The sequence below is a fragment of the Phenylobacterium sp. genome (assembly GCF_004799515.1).
Classification (GTDB): Bacteria; Pseudomonadota; Alphaproteobacteria; order Caulobacterales; family Caulobacteraceae; genus Phenylobacterium.
Genome location: NZ_SSMX01000022.1, coordinates 1 through 15356 on the forward strand (window position 1 = coordinate 1; position 15356 = coordinate 15356).

12 protein-coding genes, 3 tRNA genes and 1 riboswitch are annotated in these 15356 nt (G+C 69.3%); of the genes, 11 read left to right on the forward strand and 4 right to left on the reverse strand.

From position 1 onward, the window contains the following. Positions 1-420 precede the first annotated feature (420 nt). A riboswitch (cobalamin riboswitch) is annotated at positions 421-647 on the forward strand. A 193-nt stretch (positions 648-840) separates the two neighbouring features. From E8A49_RS08610 to E8A49_RS08625, 4 genes are read left to right on the forward strand one after another with little or no spacing between them, the layout of a single operon-like run. After that, positions 841-2865: a TonB-dependent receptor gene (locus E8A49_RS08610; RefSeq protein ID WP_293379096.1), complete on the forward strand. Its 2025-nt coding sequence runs from the start codon at positions 841-843 to the stop codon at positions 2863-2865. Positions 2866-2868: 3 nt separating this feature from the next. Next, a complete protein-coding gene (locus tag E8A49_RS08615) occupies positions 2869-3738 on the forward strand; it encodes an ABC transporter substrate-binding protein (protein WP_293379099.1) in 870 nt (289 codons plus the stop codon). Beyond that, entirely contained in the window at positions 3735-4724 is a 990-nt protein-coding gene (locus E8A49_RS08620) for an iron ABC transporter permease (RefSeq protein WP_293379102.1), read from the forward strand. Before E8A49_RS08615 ends, E8A49_RS08620 begins: the two co-directional genes overlap by 4 nt. Next, positions 4721-5503, forward strand: a complete 783-nt coding sequence (locus E8A49_RS08625) for an ABC transporter ATP-binding protein (RefSeq protein WP_293379105.1) — start codon at positions 4721-4723, stop codon at positions 5501-5503. The genes E8A49_RS08620 and E8A49_RS08625 overlap by 4 nt, the downstream gene beginning before the upstream one ends. On the opposite strand, the gene E8A49_RS08630 is transcribed toward E8A49_RS08625, so the two are convergent. Both E8A49_RS08630 and E8A49_RS08635 read right to left on the reverse strand, forming a co-directional pair. Next, complete coding sequence (locus E8A49_RS08630) at positions 5500-7701, reverse strand: TonB-dependent receptor (protein ID WP_293379108.1); 2202 nt, start codon at positions 7699-7701, stop codon at positions 5500-5502. The genes E8A49_RS08625 and E8A49_RS08630 overlap by 4 nt on opposite strands. Before the next feature lie 133 nt (positions 7702-7834). Next, the gene (locus tag E8A49_RS08635) at positions 7835-8452 is read right to left on the reverse strand and encodes a hypothetical protein (RefSeq protein WP_293379111.1); all 618 of its coding nucleotides are present in this window, start codon (positions 8450-8452) and stop codon (positions 7835-7837) included. A 253-nt stretch (positions 8453-8705) separates the two neighbouring features. On the opposite strand from E8A49_RS08635, the gene E8A49_RS08640 reads away from it, so the two are divergent. The 4 genes from E8A49_RS08640 to metG all read left to right on the forward strand — a co-directional run bounded on the left by E8A49_RS08640 (position 8706) and on the right by metG (position 13316). After that, positions 8706-8781 (forward strand) — tRNA-Thr (locus E8A49_RS08640). Between the two features lie 71 nt (positions 8782-8852). Continuing rightward, positions 8853-10256 carry an amidase gene (locus tag E8A49_RS08645; RefSeq protein ID WP_293379114.1) on the forward strand — a complete coding sequence of 468 codons (1404 nt, stop codon included), beginning with the start codon at positions 8853-8855 and terminating at the stop codon, positions 10254-10256. Positions 10257-10358: 102 nt separating this feature from the next. Then, positions 10359-11381: a PEPxxWA-CTERM sorting domain-containing protein gene (locus E8A49_RS08650; protein ID WP_293379117.1), complete on the forward strand. Its 1023-nt coding sequence runs from the start codon at positions 10359-10361 to the stop codon at positions 11379-11381. A 123-nt stretch (positions 11382-11504) separates the two neighbouring features. Beyond that, positions 11505-13316, forward strand: a complete 1812-nt coding sequence (gene metG, locus E8A49_RS08655) for a methionine--tRNA ligase (protein WP_293379119.1) — start codon at positions 11505-11507, stop codon at positions 13314-13316. A gap of 10 nt (positions 13317-13326) precedes the next feature. Here the strand turns inward: metG and E8A49_RS08660 are convergent, their stop codons facing one another. Both E8A49_RS08660 and rlmB read right to left on the reverse strand, forming a co-directional pair. Then, positions 13327-14073 (reverse strand): YjbE family putative metal transport protein, encoded by a 747-nt coding sequence (locus E8A49_RS08660; protein ID WP_293379122.1) that lies wholly within the window; start codon positions 14071-14073, stop codon positions 13327-13329. A gap of 1 nt (position 14074) precedes the next feature. Then, positions 14075-14884 carry a 23S rRNA (guanosine(2251)-2'-O)-methyltransferase RlmB gene (rlmB, locus tag E8A49_RS08665; protein WP_293379125.1) on the reverse strand — a complete coding sequence of 270 codons (810 nt, stop codon included), beginning with the start codon at positions 14882-14884 and terminating at the stop codon, positions 14075-14077. A gap of 133 nt (positions 14885-15017) precedes the next feature. On the opposite strand from rlmB, the gene E8A49_RS08670 reads away from it, so the two are divergent. From E8A49_RS08670 to E8A49_RS08680, 3 genes are all read left to right on the forward strand, one after another. After that, positions 15018-15103: transfer RNA gene (locus E8A49_RS08670), tRNA-Tyr, on the forward strand. Positions 15104-15137: 34 nt separating this feature from the next. After that, positions 15138-15211 (forward strand) — tRNA-Gly (locus E8A49_RS08675). A 39-nt stretch (positions 15212-15250) separates the two neighbouring features. Next, positions 15251-15356: GTP-binding protein (locus E8A49_RS08680; RefSeq protein WP_293376298.1), on the forward strand; the 106-nt coding region annotated here is incomplete at its 3' end.

Sequence of the window (15356 nt, forward strand, 5' to 3'; positions counted from 1 at the left end):
AAGTTCAGCGACCCCAGCAGGGCCTCGCTCCACGACTGCGCGTCCGGCGACGGCCCCTTGCCGAGCGAGTGCTCCAGCCAGTTCAAGAATGCGCCGATCATCGGCGAAGTCTCCCGATTGAAATCACATTTGAAATGACGCTCGTCGCGGTCGCTTTAACTGGCGGTTTGCGGTCCAAACAGACTCGATCCTTGAAGCCGAGCCTAGGACGTGGACAGCTCGACGGTCACTGATCAAGTAGAGAACGGTTCCGGGCATGTTACCGGGGGTTACAGTTCACCGTAGCTGGCCTCCGGTCTCTGAACGCTGGCGCCCGCTCATCGGACGGTTTGAGCCCCTTCATGGACAAGTCGGTGAAATCTCGCCAAAGAGGCGCCGTCACAGCTAGGCCATCAGCTGCGGCCGCCCGCCAGCTGGCGGGTGACTACAAGGCGCACCGGAGCCCTCGGGCTTAATCGGGAACGCGGTAGGCGGCTTCTTTGAGCCGCCGATCTGCGGCTGTCCCTGCAACTGTGAGCGGTGAGCGCATACGCATCGGCGAAGGGGTCTTACCCTTTGCCAGCCACTGGGCCGCAAGGCCTGGGAAGGTCTGCGTATGTGGCGATGACCCGCGAGCCAGGAAACCGGCCGGTGCGTGTCGCTCGAGCTTTCGGATCAGTGCGAATCCGGAGCGCGGTCTTCCGTCTGAGCGACGAGCAGAAGCGGTGGGGAGCCGTTTCGACCGGGCCGGTTCGGCGCGCTTCGCAGCGTCCGCGCCGCCGGCGCGTCGGCCGTTGGGCGTATCGCCCGATGGAGGCTCTCCGTCAGTCGTTCAGACGCGATGACAACGGAGGGGCTTCGATGCCCAGATATCTCTTCGGCGCCAGCCTGCTGGCGCTTTCCCTGGCCGCGCCGCTGACGGCGTTCGCGGCCGACCCGCCGGCCAACACCCCGCCAGCGAGTGACCCGGTCGTCGACCCGCTGGTGGTCACGGCCTCCCGGTCCGGCGACGCCACGCCCATCGACCTGATCGGCGCCTCGGTCACGGTGATCGACGACCAGGCCCTGCAACAGCGCCAGACGGTAGTGGTCTCCGACGTGCTGCGCGACGTCCCCGGCGTGGCGGTCAGCCGCACCGGCGCGGTCGGCGGGCTCACCGAGATCCGCATCCGCGGCGCGGAGGCCAACCAGACCCTGGTGACGATCGACGGGATCAAGGCCTCGGACCCGTTCTTCGACGAGTACGACTTCGGCACCATCATCGCCGACCCGGACGCCCGCATCGAAGTCCTGCGCGGCCAGCAGTCGGCGCTCTACGGGTCCGACGCCATCGGTGGGGTGATCTCTTACACCACGCTCACGGGCAAGGAGGCGCCGGGCATCCGCGTCAACGCCGAGGGCGGCTCCATGGGGACCTACTCCGGCGGCGCGCGGGTGGCGGGCGTCGAGGGCGATGTGGACTACGCGCTCTCGGCCAGCGGCCTGCACACCGACGGCTTTCCCACCGCCGTGGGCGGCGCCCGCAACGTGGGCTCCGACAGCGCCGGCGTCTCGGCCAAGCTGATCTGGTCGCCGCTGGACAATCTGCACATCACCGGGGTGGCCCGCTACAGCTACACCGACGCCGACACCAACGATCAGGGCCAGGACCCCAGCCAGCCGAAGACCTTCGGCCTGACCTTCGACTCGCCGGGCGCCCACTACATCAACGACGCCTTCTACGGCCTCGTGCGGGCCCAGCTGGACTCCTTCGACGGACACTGGACGAACGCGGTCAGCGCGCAGATCGCCGACACCCAGCGGACGGAATTCGATGTGGCCAACACCGACGCTCCGTTCGCCGGCCAGCCGATCGTCAAGATCGGCGGGGACCGCGGCATGCGCTACCGGGAATCCTTCGAGAGCGCCTACCGCTTCGGCGACAGGGACTGGAAGCAGACGGTGACGCTCGCCGTCGACGGGGAGCAGAACGCCTCGCGCACGACCGTCTCGCCCTTCGGCGGCTTCCTGGGTGAAGAGCACATCGACACCTACGGCCTCGTCGGCGAGTACGACCTGATCTGGAGGGACGCGGCCTCGCTGATGGCCTCGGTGCGGCACGACTGGAACAACCTGTTCTCCGACGACACCACCTATCGCGTGCAGGCCAGCTACAGGTTCGACAAGGGGACACGCGTCCACGCCGCCGCGGGTTCGGGCGTCAAGAACCCCAGCTTCAGCGACCTGTTCGGCTTCGAGGACGGCCGTTTCATGGGCAACCCGAATCTGCAGCCCGAGAAGTCCGAAGGCTGGGAGGTCGGCGTCGACCAGACCTTCCTCAAGGGCCGCCTCAACGTGGGCGCAACCTATTTCGACAACCGGCTGCGCGACACCATCACCGACAGCTTCGCCACCGGCGTCGAGACGGAGATCAACCTGCCGGGCTCGTCGCCGCAGCGGGGTGTCGAACTGTTCGCCGACGGCCAGTTGACCCAGGAATGGCGGATCGATCTCGCCTACACCTATCTCGACGCGCCGCAGCAGCGCGAGGTGATCCTGAACGGCGTGGACGATCCCGACTTTGATGGCCAGGCCGTGCGCCGCGCCAAGGATATCGCCAGCGCGAACTTGAACTGGTCTCCTGCGAACCTGCCGATCACCGCGACGCTGACGGTCCGCTACAACGGCAAGCAGGGCGACGTCGCCTTCACCGACCCGTCGTTCACGCCGGTCCTTGTGGACCTGAAGGCGTTCACCCTGGTGAACCTGAACGCCACCTGGCGGCTGAATGACAAGATCGAGGTCTATGGGCGGATCGAGAACCTGTTCGACCAGGGCTACCAGGAGGTGTTCAGCTTCCAGGGCGCGGGCCGGGCCGGTTACGCGGGCGTCCGACTGAGGTTCTGACCCATGAGACCCGCGCTCCGCGCCGCCGTCATCGGGATCGCCGCCGTCCTTGCGGGCGCGGGCGGCCCTATGGCGTCGGCCGCGGAGCGCGCGGCCCCGCAGCGGATCATGTCGCTGAACCTCTGCACGGACCTTCTGGTGCTGCAGCTCGCGCCGAAGAGCCGGATCGCCTCGGTGTCGTTCCTGGCGCACGACGGCGCCCAGGCGCTGTTCCCGGGCCTCGATGCGGGCGTGCCCACCAACCGCGGCTCGGCGGAGGATATCGTCCGGGCCAAGCCGGACCTGGTGCTGGACAGCGAGCTCGCCTCGCCCTTCATCCGCACCCTGGCCGGCAAGGTCGGCGCCCGCGTGGTGGCGGTGAAGGACGCCGACAACTTCGCCGACATCCGCGACATCGTCCGCCAGGTCGGCGAGGCGGTGGGCGCGCCGGCGCGCGCCGAAGCCCTGATCGCACGGATGGATGCGACCCTGGCCGATCTCGCCGCCCATCCGCCGAAGCGCCGCCTGCGGGTGGTGGCCTGGAGTGGCGGTTCGGCAGTGCCCGGCAAGGGCAGCCTGACCGACGCCATCATCACCGCCGCCGGCGGGATCAACATCGCCGCCCAGCCCGGCCACTCCGAGGGCAGTTTCGGGGTGGAGGAGCTGCTGGCGGCTAGGCCGGAGCTGTTGCTCTACGGCGGCGCGGCGCTGGGCAAGCCGTCGCTGCTCACCGACGAGGCGCAGCACCGGGTGGTGCGGACGCTCTACGCGGGCCGGCGCATCGCCTACAACGACGTGGCCCACACCTGCGGCCTGCCGCAGTCGGCGGATAGCGCGCGCGACCTGCGCCAGGCGATGGAGGCGGTGATCGCCAAACAGGAGGCCGCCCGATGAGGCCCGGGCCCGCAGGGCTGCCCACGATCCTGGCGCTGCTGGTCCTGGCCGCGGCGGCTGTCGCTTCGGTGTTCGTCGGCCGGGTGAGCCTGAGCCCCGCGGAGTTGACGCAGGGCATGTTCCACCCGCAGACCATGGCCGGCCTAGTGGTCACCGAGCTGCGCATACCGCGCACCGTGCTGGCGATCCTGGTGGGCGCCTCGCTGGGCCTGTCCGGCGCGGTGCTGCAGGGCCTGCTGCGCAATCCGCTGGCCGAGCCCGGCCTTTTGGGTGTGACCAACGGCGCGGCCCTGGGCGCGGTGGTCTCGATCTATTTCGGCCTCAGCCATAACTTCGGTCTGGCGACGCCGCTCCTGGGCATGGCCGGCGCCGTGGCGGCGGGCGCGCTCACCTATGCGCTGGGGCGCGGCAGCAGCCTGACCCTCATCCTGGCCGGAGCGGCGGCGTCCAGCCTGATGGCCGCCTTCCTGGCGCTGGCATTGAACTTCGCGCCCAGTCCCTATGCGGCCTATGAGATGAACGTCTGGATGCTGGGCTCCCTGGCCGAGCGCAGCTGGGACCACGTGCTGCTGGCCGCGCCGTTCGTAGCGGCGGGGCTGGCGGTGCTGGCGACCATGGGCCGGGCGGTGGACGCCCTGGCCTTGGGCGACCTCCAGGCGGAGAGCCTGGGAATCCGCCTCGACCGGACCCGCGTGCTGGCGCTGTTGGGCGTCGGCCTCTGTGTCGGGGCGGCGACATCGGTGACGGGCGCGGTGGGCTTCATCGGCCTGGTGGCCCCGCACCTGATCCGGCCGTTCGTCGGCTATCAGCCCAGCCGCACGCTCTTGCCCTCGGCGCTGGCGGGCGCGGCCCTGCTGCTGCTCGCCGACATCGGCACGCGGCTGATCCACACCAACACGGAGCTGAGGCTGGGCGTGCTGACCAGCCTGCTGGGCGCGCCCTTCTTCTTCTGGCTGGTGATCCGCGTGCGGAAGACCGCGCCATGAGCCGGCTGAGCGCCGCCCGCATCACCGTCAGGCGCGGCGGCCGGGCCATCGTCGACGACGTCTCCTTCGACCTTGAGGACGGGGCGTTCGTGGCGCTGGTCGGCGCGAACGGAGCGGGCAAGTCGACGCTGCTGTCGGTGCTGGCCGGCCTGATGGCGGCCGACGGCGGCGCGGTGAGCCTGGATGGGCAGGCGCTGGAAGGGCTCGACCGCCGCGACCTCGCCCGGCGCCGCGCCTACCTGCCGCAGAACCCCAGGGCGGAATGGCCGATCGCGGTGGAGCGTCTGGTGGCGTTGGGCCTGACGCCCTACCTGCCGGCCTTCGGCGGCCTGCCGGGCGGGCTGGAGCCCCGGCTGACCCAGGCCCTCGAGGCCTGCGACCTATTGGACCACCGGCTGCAGCCGGCGACCACGCTCTCTGGCGGCGAGCTGGCCCGCGCCATGCTCGCCCGGGCCCTGATCGGCGACCCGCAGGTGCTGATCGCCGACGAGCCGACGGCGGGCCTCGATCCCAAGCACGCGCTCGACACCATGCGCCGCCTCAAGGCCCTGGCCGGGCAGGGCAAGCTGGTCGTGGCCGCCCTGCACGACCTGACGCTCGCCGCGCGCTATTCGACCCACTTGATGGCGTTGGAGAACGGCCGGCTGGCCGCCTTCGGCCCGACCGCCGGCGTCCTGACGCCGGCGCTGCTGAAGCAGGTCTTCGACGTCGAGGCGCGCATCGTGGGCGAGGGCCCCAGCGCCTCGGTCGATTACCTGGCGGCGGGCGCCGGGGCCTAGAAGTAGGCCGTCGCCTTGAACACCACCGAGATCGGCTCCAGCGGGTGGACCTGGAAGCCGGCGACGCCGTCCGCAGGCTCGCCCGGCAGCCGCGAGGTGTAGAAGTAGGCCGAGGAATCCGCCTTGGTGTTCAAGAGGTTGAACACGCTCATCTGCAGGCGCAGGTGCGGATTGACCTTGTAGCCGATGTCCGCATTGAACTCGGAGTAGCCCTTGTCCTGCGGGAACTCCTCGCCGTCGTCGATCGGGTACTTGCCGAGCGCGCGCCACTGCAGGCCGCCGAACCAGGGCCCGAGGTCGTCCACCAGCACCCCGAAGGAGCCGATGAAGCTGGGCGCGTTGGCGATGAACGGCTGCGCCAGACCGAAGGAGGCGAAGTCGCCGGTGTAACGGGCCTTGGAGAAGGCCAGGTCGGTGTTCAGCTCCAGCCAGGGCAGCGGACGGTACTGGCCGGAGAACTCGACGCCCTCGCGGTGGCTGGGGGCGCTGGCGGCGTCCTGGCCGGCGTCGGCGTCGTAGGCCAGCTCGGAGTTGAAGTCCTCCTGGAAGACCGCCAGTTGCAACGCGACCTTGGGGATGATGTTGGTGCGCATGCCCACCTCCTCGCCGGTGGCCGGCGCCAGGAAGGGCGTGCGGCCCGCGGTGACCGGCTCGCCCTCGATCGGGACGGTGCCGAACACGCCGCGCACGTCGTCGGAGTGGAAGCCGCGGCCGGCGCTCAGGTAGAATTCGGTCTTCTCCCAGGGTCCCAGCACGATCGAGCCCTTGGGCTGGAAAAGGGTCTGGTCGCCGGAGAACGAGTCGCCGGTGATGAAGCTGTGGTCGGTGGCGTGATAGTACTCCTCGCGCAGGCCCACGATGGTGCGCAGCCACGGGGTCCATTTGGTGGTGTTCTCGATGTAGGGGCCGAGGTCCAGCAGATGGACTCGGTCGGCGTTGCAGGCGCCGTCCACGGCCGGCACAGGGACGGCCGGTCCGGTGGCTTGCGCGATCTCGCAGTAGTCGAGGACCTGTCGGTCGACGGTATGACGGCGGTCGACATAGGCGTCGTCGTAGCGGACCTGCAGGCCGACGACGGTGTCGGTGGTGATGCCGCCGAAGTCGTGCAGGTAGTGGAACGCCGTCTGGCCGCCGAAGGTGTCGCGGGCCTCGCCCTGACGCTCCTGGTCGCCGTTCACCGGGTCGTCCAGGAAGTGGGTGAAGTCGTTGTAGAGGAACATCCGCCAGCGGATGGCGTAGGCGCTGGAGGTGAAGGTCCAGTCGTCGCCCCTCGCGGCGTAGTGGCCGGACAGGCTGAACCGCTCCGAGCCGCTGCCGTCCGAGGGATCGAGGGTGCCGAAGCGGCCGATCAGGCCTTCCTGGATCGCGCGCAGCGGCTGGTCGGTCGTGAGGTTGCCCTGGCCCTTGTAGTACATGGCCGTGACATCATAGCCGTCGTCCGGCTCGCCGTGGCTGTAGCGTATGACCCCGTCGATCTTGCGGAAGTTGTCGGGGTGGGTGAACGGCCCGTCCACATGGCCCAGGTAGAAGCCGCCGACGATCCGATCTCGGTCATCGATGTGATAGGCGCCGCCGATGAAGCCGTTGTAGACGCCGAGCGTGCCGGCGCTCAGCGACATCTGGTTGGGGATCTCGTTGGCCATCTTCACGTGGGTCGAGGCCACCGCGCCGAAGTCGCCCACCGAGGCGTAATAGGGGCCCTTCGTGTAGTCGAGGCCGTTGAACATCTCCGGCAGCATGAAGTTCGAGTCGGAATAGCCCTGGCCGTGGGTGTTGGTGGAGCGGTTCACCGGCATGTCGTCGACGAAGTTGGCGATGTCGGTGCCGTGGTCGAGGTTGAAGCCGCGCAGCAGGTATTGCTGGGCCTTGCCCTCGCCCGAGTGGACCGTGACCACCAGGCCCGGCGTGGTCTCCAAGAGCTGGCCCACGCGGTAGACGGGACGGATCTGCAGCTCTTCCTCGGTGATCGAGCCCTGGCTGGCGGTGATCGCCGTGCCCAGCAGGTTGAGGTGCGAGCCGGTGACCACGACCTCGGAGGCCTGCGGCGTGGCCGCCGCCTTCGCCGCGCCCTTGGCCGCCGGGCTGGCGGGGGCGCCCACGACGTGGCCGGCGGTCGGCTGGTCGTTGGCGGCCGCGGGTGCGGCCTCGGCGTGCGCGGCGGCCCCGATCAGGGCGAGCGCGGCGGTGGCGACGAACACGCGGCTCGCCGTCGTAGAAATGAGTGCAAGTTTCCCCGCTGCGCCAAGGCGCATTGAAAAAGTCATGGATACCCCAAGGAGAAGGGGCGGTGGCGCCGTCTCGGCCGCTTACACCGCCCGGAAGGTGGTCAGGTCACTTGGGAATGTTGTCGCCGTCCAGCTGCGGGACCTTCGCGACCGGCGCCTCAGGTCCGTGCGCAGTCACGTACGACTTCTGCTTGGCCTCGATGTCGGCCGGCCAATCCGGCAGGGTCCCCGCGGGGCGCCCGCCGCCCTTGATCAACGGGCCGATGAGGAACTCGGCGTGGCAGGCCGTGCAGACCAGATAGAGTTTCGCGCCTTCCGTGTAGATGGCGTCCTTGTCGCGCTTGTCCACGGCGGCTTTCACCAGGACCGCTTGGGCGGTGAGCTGCTGGGCGAATTTGTAGAAGTCAGCTTCCGGCGCTCGGGGGCGCCCTGGCAATTGCAGAGAGTTCCCCGCCTCGATCAACACCGCGGCCTGCGACTGCATCGCCTGCCAACCGGCCTCGGTCGTCGGCGAGTTGTCCTTTGTGCCCGTAGCCGTGTCCACCGTGCCGGAAGCCGCCCAGAGGGCGTCCGAGTTCGGATCCACGACGTTCGCCATGAACGCCTTAAGATCCAAGGCCTCCGTATTGTACTTGGCCGGCGAGGGCGTTGGCTTGGGTTGGCAGGCCAACAGCAGCGGCAGCGGGAGGGCGGCGCATGCCGCGAGGATCAGAAGGCGCTTCAAGGGATTCCCCCAGGATGATGTTGCGAAGGCCATAGGTCGCATGAGGCGCGGCCGTGAGGTTAAATACGGTCTCCAGGGGGTTACAGTGAGGTTACAGACGGTCCGTCTTATCGCCCGCGATCATTGCCGTCAGAGCTGCGGCGGCCATAAGGGCTCGGGGCCTCGGCTAAGCCCGAGGCGTCCCACCTCTTGGGCGCGGACCGACGAGATAGCTGACATTACCGGCGTTCCTCGCTAAAGCCCGGACGCAGTGGCCGGATTAGCTCAGCTGGTAGAGCAGCGGTTTTGTAAACCGAAGGTCGCGGGTTCGAGTCCTGCATCCGGCACCAATCCTGACAGCGGGGTTGGATCGCGTCCCTGGCCGTGCTTGCGTGGGCGCCGGCTAACCAGGGTGATCCGCATGGACTTCGAAGACTATCGCCGCCACGACGCCGTGGGCCTGGCCGGGCTGGTGGCCCGCCGCGAGGTGAGCCCCGACGAGTTGCTGGACGCCGCTGTGAGCCGGATGGCCGCGGTCAACCCGCAGATCAATGCGGTGACCATGGACCTCACCGACCGGGCCCGCGCCGAGCCGGCGGAGCACGGCGCCCTGCGCGGGGTGCCGTTCCTGCTGAAGGACCTGGGCGCTGCGCTGGCGGGCACGCCGACCACCATGGGCTCGCGGCTGATGGCCGAGTCGGTCGCGCCGGCCGACAGCGCGATCACGACCGCCTACAAGGCCGCCGGGCTCTCGATCTTCGGCAAGACCAACACTCCGGAGTTCGGCCTGTGGCCGATGACTGAATCGGAGCTGCTGGGCGTCTGCCGCAACCCCTGGGACCTGGGGCGGACCCCGGGCGGCTCGTCCGGCGGGGCGGCCGCGGCGGTGGCGGCGGGCATCGTGCCGGCCGCCCACGCCAGCGACGGCGGCGGCTCGATCCGCACGCCGGCCTCCTGCTGCGGCCTGTTCGGCCTGAAGCCGTCGCGCGGGCGGGTCTCCTTCGCGCCGCTCGGCGAGGGCTGGGGCGGCGCCTCGATCCAGCACGCGGTCACCCGTTCGGTGCGCGATTCCGCCGCCCTGTTGGACGCGACCTGCCGCCCGCAGTCCGGCGATCCCTATTTCCTCAGCCCGCCGGAGCGTCCCTTCGTCGAGGAGGTGGAGCGCGAGCCAGGCCGGCTGCGGATCGCCTTCATGGCCGGCGCCATGCAGGCCCCTGGCATCGACCCGGAATGCGCCGAGGCGGTGCGCCAGACCGCGCGGCTTTGCGAAGACCTCGGCCATGCCGTCGAGGAGCGGGCGATTCCGGGAGACGTCGCGGCGATGGCCCAGGCGGCGGGGCAGGTGATCTCCGCCAGTATTGCGGCAAATCTCGACGCGCACGCCGAACGGCGCGGTAAGTCTATCGATAACGGTGAAATCGAAACGTTCACCATGGCGACCTATCGTCGCGGATCGGCCGTGACGGCCTCGGCTTACGTCCGCGCCCTGACGGCTATCCACGCTTATACCCGCGCCCAGGCCGAACTGTTCGAAAGCTATGACGTGCTGCTGCTGTCGACCCTCGGCAGCCCGGCTATCCCCATCGGCTGGATCCTCGAGGACCCGGCTGTCGCCGCGGAGCGCCTGTTCGCTTTTATGCCGAATACTCAAGCGTTTAATAACACGGGGCAACCGGCCATGACCGTGCCGCTGGCCTGGAGCCAGTCCGGCTTGCCCATCGGCTTGCAGTTCGTGGCGCGGATGGGCGGGGAGGCCACGCTGTTCCGCCTGGCGGGCCAATTGGAGCAGGCGCGTCCCTGGTTCGAAAGGGTCGCTCCCCTGTGAGGGGAATTTCTGAAGAGACTATACACCGCTGAGGGGAATTTTCGTAGTGATCACCAAGGTTAACGGTGTGTCGTTGGCGCACAGCTCAGTGAAAACCACTGTTTGGATAACAGAAGCATAATTGAAATTTCGAACGAGCTGCACGATAGTTGCATCGTGAGCACCATGGTCCCAGCCCGTTCCAGATCGAGACTCGCCAAGCGATTTCTCCTCACCGCCGTGGCGACGTTCGTCGCCGCGGGCGCGATGGCCTATTCGAATGGCAGCGGCCATCAGGATGAGGCGCCGTCTTCTCAAACCGCCGGCAATGGCCCGTCCTACGGCGGCTATAGCCAAATCGAGACACAGCAGTCCTCGGACGGCGGTTCGGCGGGCGGCGGTTCCCAGGGCGCCGGCGGCGCTTACCAATTCGCGTTCCAGGATCAGCCAGGCGGTCCGCGGCGCAACTACGGGCCGGGCGACGGTAACGACGGCTCGTTGTCGGGCGGCTTTGTCCCGAACGGCGAGAACGGGTTGATGTCGCTGGCGGCCTTCGCCAATGCGCGCGATGGCGGCCGCGACAACGCCAACAACAATTCCGACCAGGTGCCGGGCGGTTCGCACGGCGACAACGGCAGCCCGTTTGAGGGCATGGACAGCAACAGCGGCTCCCACACCGCCGGCGACGGCGGTTCCAGCGGTGGCGACGGCGGCAATGGCGGCAGCGGTGGCGCCGGCGCCGGGACCCCGTTGGGCGGCGGCGCGCCCGGTGGTTCCGGCGGCTCCGGCGGCGCGGGTGGCGGAAGCCCGCCCGGCGATCCCGGCGGTCCAGTCATCACGCCGCCTCCGCCGCCTCCGAACACGCCGCCCCTGGGCGACAATCCCCCGACGGGCGGCTCCCCGCCGTCGGGCGGCGACCCGCCTTGCTTCGTCGCGTGCGGCGGTGGCGGCGGCCAGCCGAACGGCGCCCCCAGCAACCCGCCGGGCGGCGATCCTCCGGGCTTGCCGCAGACTCCTCCGGGCGGCGATCCCGACCCGCCGGCGGCTGTGCCGGAACCGGCCGCCTGGCTCCTGATGATCCTGGGCTTCGGCGCCGCCGGCTCGACCGTGCGCGCCCAGCGCCGCCGGATGCGCCTTTCGGCCTAGCCACGGGCGGCTCCCCGGAGCCGGGAGCTCAATTCTCCGCGCGGGGGCTTTGGCGAACGCCGAGCCACGGCCTATAAGCGCCGCTCCCGTCTCGACGCCCGCGCAGAGCCCTGAATCCGAGCCATGTCCCGCATCCTGATCACGTCCGCGCTGCCCTACATCAATGGGATCAAGCACCTGGGGACGCTGGCGGGCTCCATGCTGCCGGCCGACGTCTATGCGCGCTTCCAGCGCAGCCGGGGCCGCGAGACGCTCTATATCTGCGCCACCGACGAGCACGGCACGCCGACCGAGCTGGCCGCGGCGGAAAAGGGCCAGGATCCGGCGACCTTCTGCGCCGAGCAGCACCAGATCCAGCACGACCTGGGCCGCGCATTCGGCCTCAGCTGGGACCATTTTGGACGCTCGTCGTCGCCGCAGAATCACCGGCTGACCCAGCGTTTCGCCCAGCAGCTCTGGGAGGCCGGCTTCATCGAGGAGCGGGTCACCCAGCAGGTCTATTCCAACGCCGACAAGCGCTTCCTGCCCGACCGCTACGTCATCGGCACCTGTCCGCACTGCGGTTACGAGAGCGCCCGCGGCGACCAGTGCGAGAACTGCACCCGCGTGCTGGACCCCGCCGACCTGATCCATCCGCGCTCGGCGGTGTCCGGCTCAACCGACATCGAGATCCGCGGCTCCAAGCATCTCTTCCTGCGCCAGAGCCTGTTCGCCGGGAAGCTGCGCCACTGGATCGAGGCGAAGCGCGACCGCTGGCCGTTGCTCGTCACCTCCATCGCGCTGAAGTGGCTCGACGAGGGGCTGCAGGACCGCGGAATCACCCGCGACCTGGAATGGGGCGTGCCGGTCAACGCCTTCGAGTGGGGCCCGAACCCCGAGGGCCGGACGCCGGACATCGAGGGCCTGGCGGGCAAGGTCTTCTACGTCTGGTTCGACGCCCCCATCGAATACATCGCCGCGACCTGGGAGTGGGCCGACGCCCGCGCCGCAGAGGCGGGGACCGGACCGGCGCCCGACGCGGACTGGGAGCGCTGGTGGCGCGAGCCGGCCGCCGCGGACGTCACCTATGTGGAGTTCATGGGCAAGGACAACGTGCCATTCCACACCGTGGGCTTCCCCTGCACCCTGTTCGGGATCAACGAGACGCTGGGCGCCGACGGCAAGTTCACCCCGGTCAACAATGCGCCCTGGAAGCTGGTCGACCAGCTCAAGGGCTTCAACTGGCTCGACTACTACGGCGGCAAGTTCTCGACCTCGCAGAAGCGCGGTGTCTTCATGGACCATGCGCTGGAGCTGCTGCCCGCTGACTACTGGCGCTGGTGGGTCACCGCCAACACGCCGGAGACCTCCGACGCCACCTTCACCTGGGAGCAGTTCCAGGCGCAGGTGAACGCCGACCTGGCCGATGTGCTGGGCAACTTCGTCAACCGCATCCTGAAGTTCACCGAGAGCCGCTTCGAGGGGAAGGTCCCCGAAGGCGGCGCGGCCGGGCCGCTTGAGGAGAAGCTGGAGGCCGATGTCCTGGCCAAGCTGCGCGAGTTGACCGAGCACCTGGAAGGCCGCGAGTTCCGCAAGGCGGCGACGGCGCTGCGCCAGCTCTGGGTGCTGGGCAACGGCTACCTGACCGAGGCCGCGCCCTGGACGGCGTTCAAGACCGATCCCGGACGCGCCGCCGTGGGCGTGCGCACGGGCCTGAACCTGGTCGCCCTATTCGCCAAGATCTGCGAACCCTTCATCCCCTTCGCCGCCGAGACCGTCGCGCTGTCGGTGGGCGAGGCCTTCCCGGGCCGCTGGCCGGTGCTGGACGGGAGCCCCGTGCTGGCGATCCTGCCCGAGGGCCGGCCGGTGAAGGCGCCGGATGTCCTGTTCCGCAAGGTAGAGGATACCCAGGTCGCCGAATGGCGGGAGCGTTTCGGCGGTCCGGAAGCGGCCTGAGGCGCGGGGCCTAGTGGCCCTGCTTCTTCTTCTCCTCTGACGGCTTGATGTCGAAGAGGTCGGGCATGGCGGCGTTGTAGATGCGCGTCTCGCCGGTCTCGATGGCCACCGAACGGGTGCCATCCCAGATCATGTGGCCGGCCACATAGATGACGATCGCCAAGCCGACGTAGCCGATCCAGCGGAAGCGGTGCAGCAGCTTGGCGATCCAGCTCGCGGCCAGGCCCGTGAGGGTGATCGACAGCAGGAGGCCCGCGGCCAGCACCAGCGGGTGGTCGCGCGCCGCGCCGGCCACCGCCAGCACATTGTCCAGCGACATGGCGAGGTCCGCGAGCAGGATCTGCATCAGAGCCTGGGCCAGCGTCTTGGGCTTGGGCTGGGTCTTGGCCGCGCCGCCGATCTTGACGCCGGTGGTTTCCTCCAGCGCCGCTTCGCCCTCGGCGCAGTCCTCGCGGCCGCGCTTGCGCAGGTCGCGCCACATCTTCCAGCAGACCCAGAGCAGCAGGACGCCGCCGGCTAGGCCGAGGCCCACGATCTTCAGGAGCAGGGTGGCGATCAGCGCGAAGCCGATCAGCATCACCACCGCCCCGCCCAGGCCCAGCACGATAGCCTTGCGCCGGTCCTCCTTCGGCAGGCCAGCGGCGGCGATGCCCACGGCCACCGCGTTGTCCCCGGCCAGCGCCAGGTCGATGAACACCACCTGGAAAAACGCCGCCCAGGCGCCCGGCGTAACCCACTCGGCGAGATGACTCAGCATGTCAGGGCCGGGGCCTCGCCGCTTCGTAGAGCGCCACGGCCGCGGCGGCCGAGACGTTCAGGCTCTCGAAGCCGCCGGGCATGGGGATGCGGGCGAGCTCGTCGCAGTGCTCGGCCACCAGCCGGCGCAGGCCCTCGCCCTCGGAGCCCATCACCAGCACGGTGGGCGCGCCGTCCAGCACCTCGCCCAGCGGCCGCTCGGCCTCGCCGTCCAGGCCGACGGCCCGCCAGCCGACGGCGGTCAGCTCGTCGAGGGCGCGCGACAGATTGACCACCCGGGCCACCGGCACCGCGTCCACCGCGCCCGCGGCCGCCTTGGCCAGCGCGCCGGTCAGCTTCGGCGCGTGGCGGTCCTGCAGCACCACGCCCACCGCTCCGAAGGCCGCGGCCGAGCGCAGGATGGCCCCGACGTTCTGCGGATCGGTCACCTGGTCGAGCATCAGGACCACCGCGCCGCGCCGGGGCTCGAAGTCCGCCAGGCCTGCGTCCTCCGGCGCCGGGCCCTTCAGCGCCACGCCCTGGTGCACGGAGCCTTGGGGCAGGGCCTGGGCGATGCGCTGGACCTCGGCGGTCTCCAAGGCGCCGAGACGGCCGAATCGCGCCTCGAGCTGCCGGGCGCGGTCGGCGGTGGCGAGAATCAGCTGGGCGGGCTCGCGGCGCGGATTGGCCAGCGCCGCTTCCACCGCGTGCCAGCCCCATATCCAGTCGTCTGCGCCGGCCTCCGCGCGTCCCGCAGGGCGCCTGTGAAACCCTCCGTGGCCATGACGATTCCGGCCCCGCCGGGCGTCGTTGCGTTCGGGGTGCGAGGCCACTATAAGACGCGCTCCAAATTGGGGCCCAAGACGGGCTGCCGCCTGCAAGACCCCGAGTCCGGCGCTCTTATGCCTCTCGCATCCTGCAGCGGAAGCTTTTTGTTCGAAGGCCTCGACGTGGCTCCGAGCGCGCGGGGGAATGTCCCGAGTGGCAAAGGGGGGGGACTGTAAATCCCCTGGCGTACGCCTTCGTAGGTTCGAGTCCTACTTCCCCCACCACGCCTCGAAGCCGTCAGAAGAGAGAGTTCATCCGGCGGGTATAGCACAATGGTAGTGCAGCAGCCTTCCAAGCTGAATATGCGGGTTCGATTCCCGCTACCCGCTCCAGGTTCCCAATCCACTTGAAACAACGCCCGTAGGACCCCGATGGCCAAAGAGAAATTCGAACGCAATAAGCCGCACTGCAACATTGGCACGATTGGTCACGTTGACCATGGCAAGACGACGTTGACGGCGGCGATCACCTTTACGC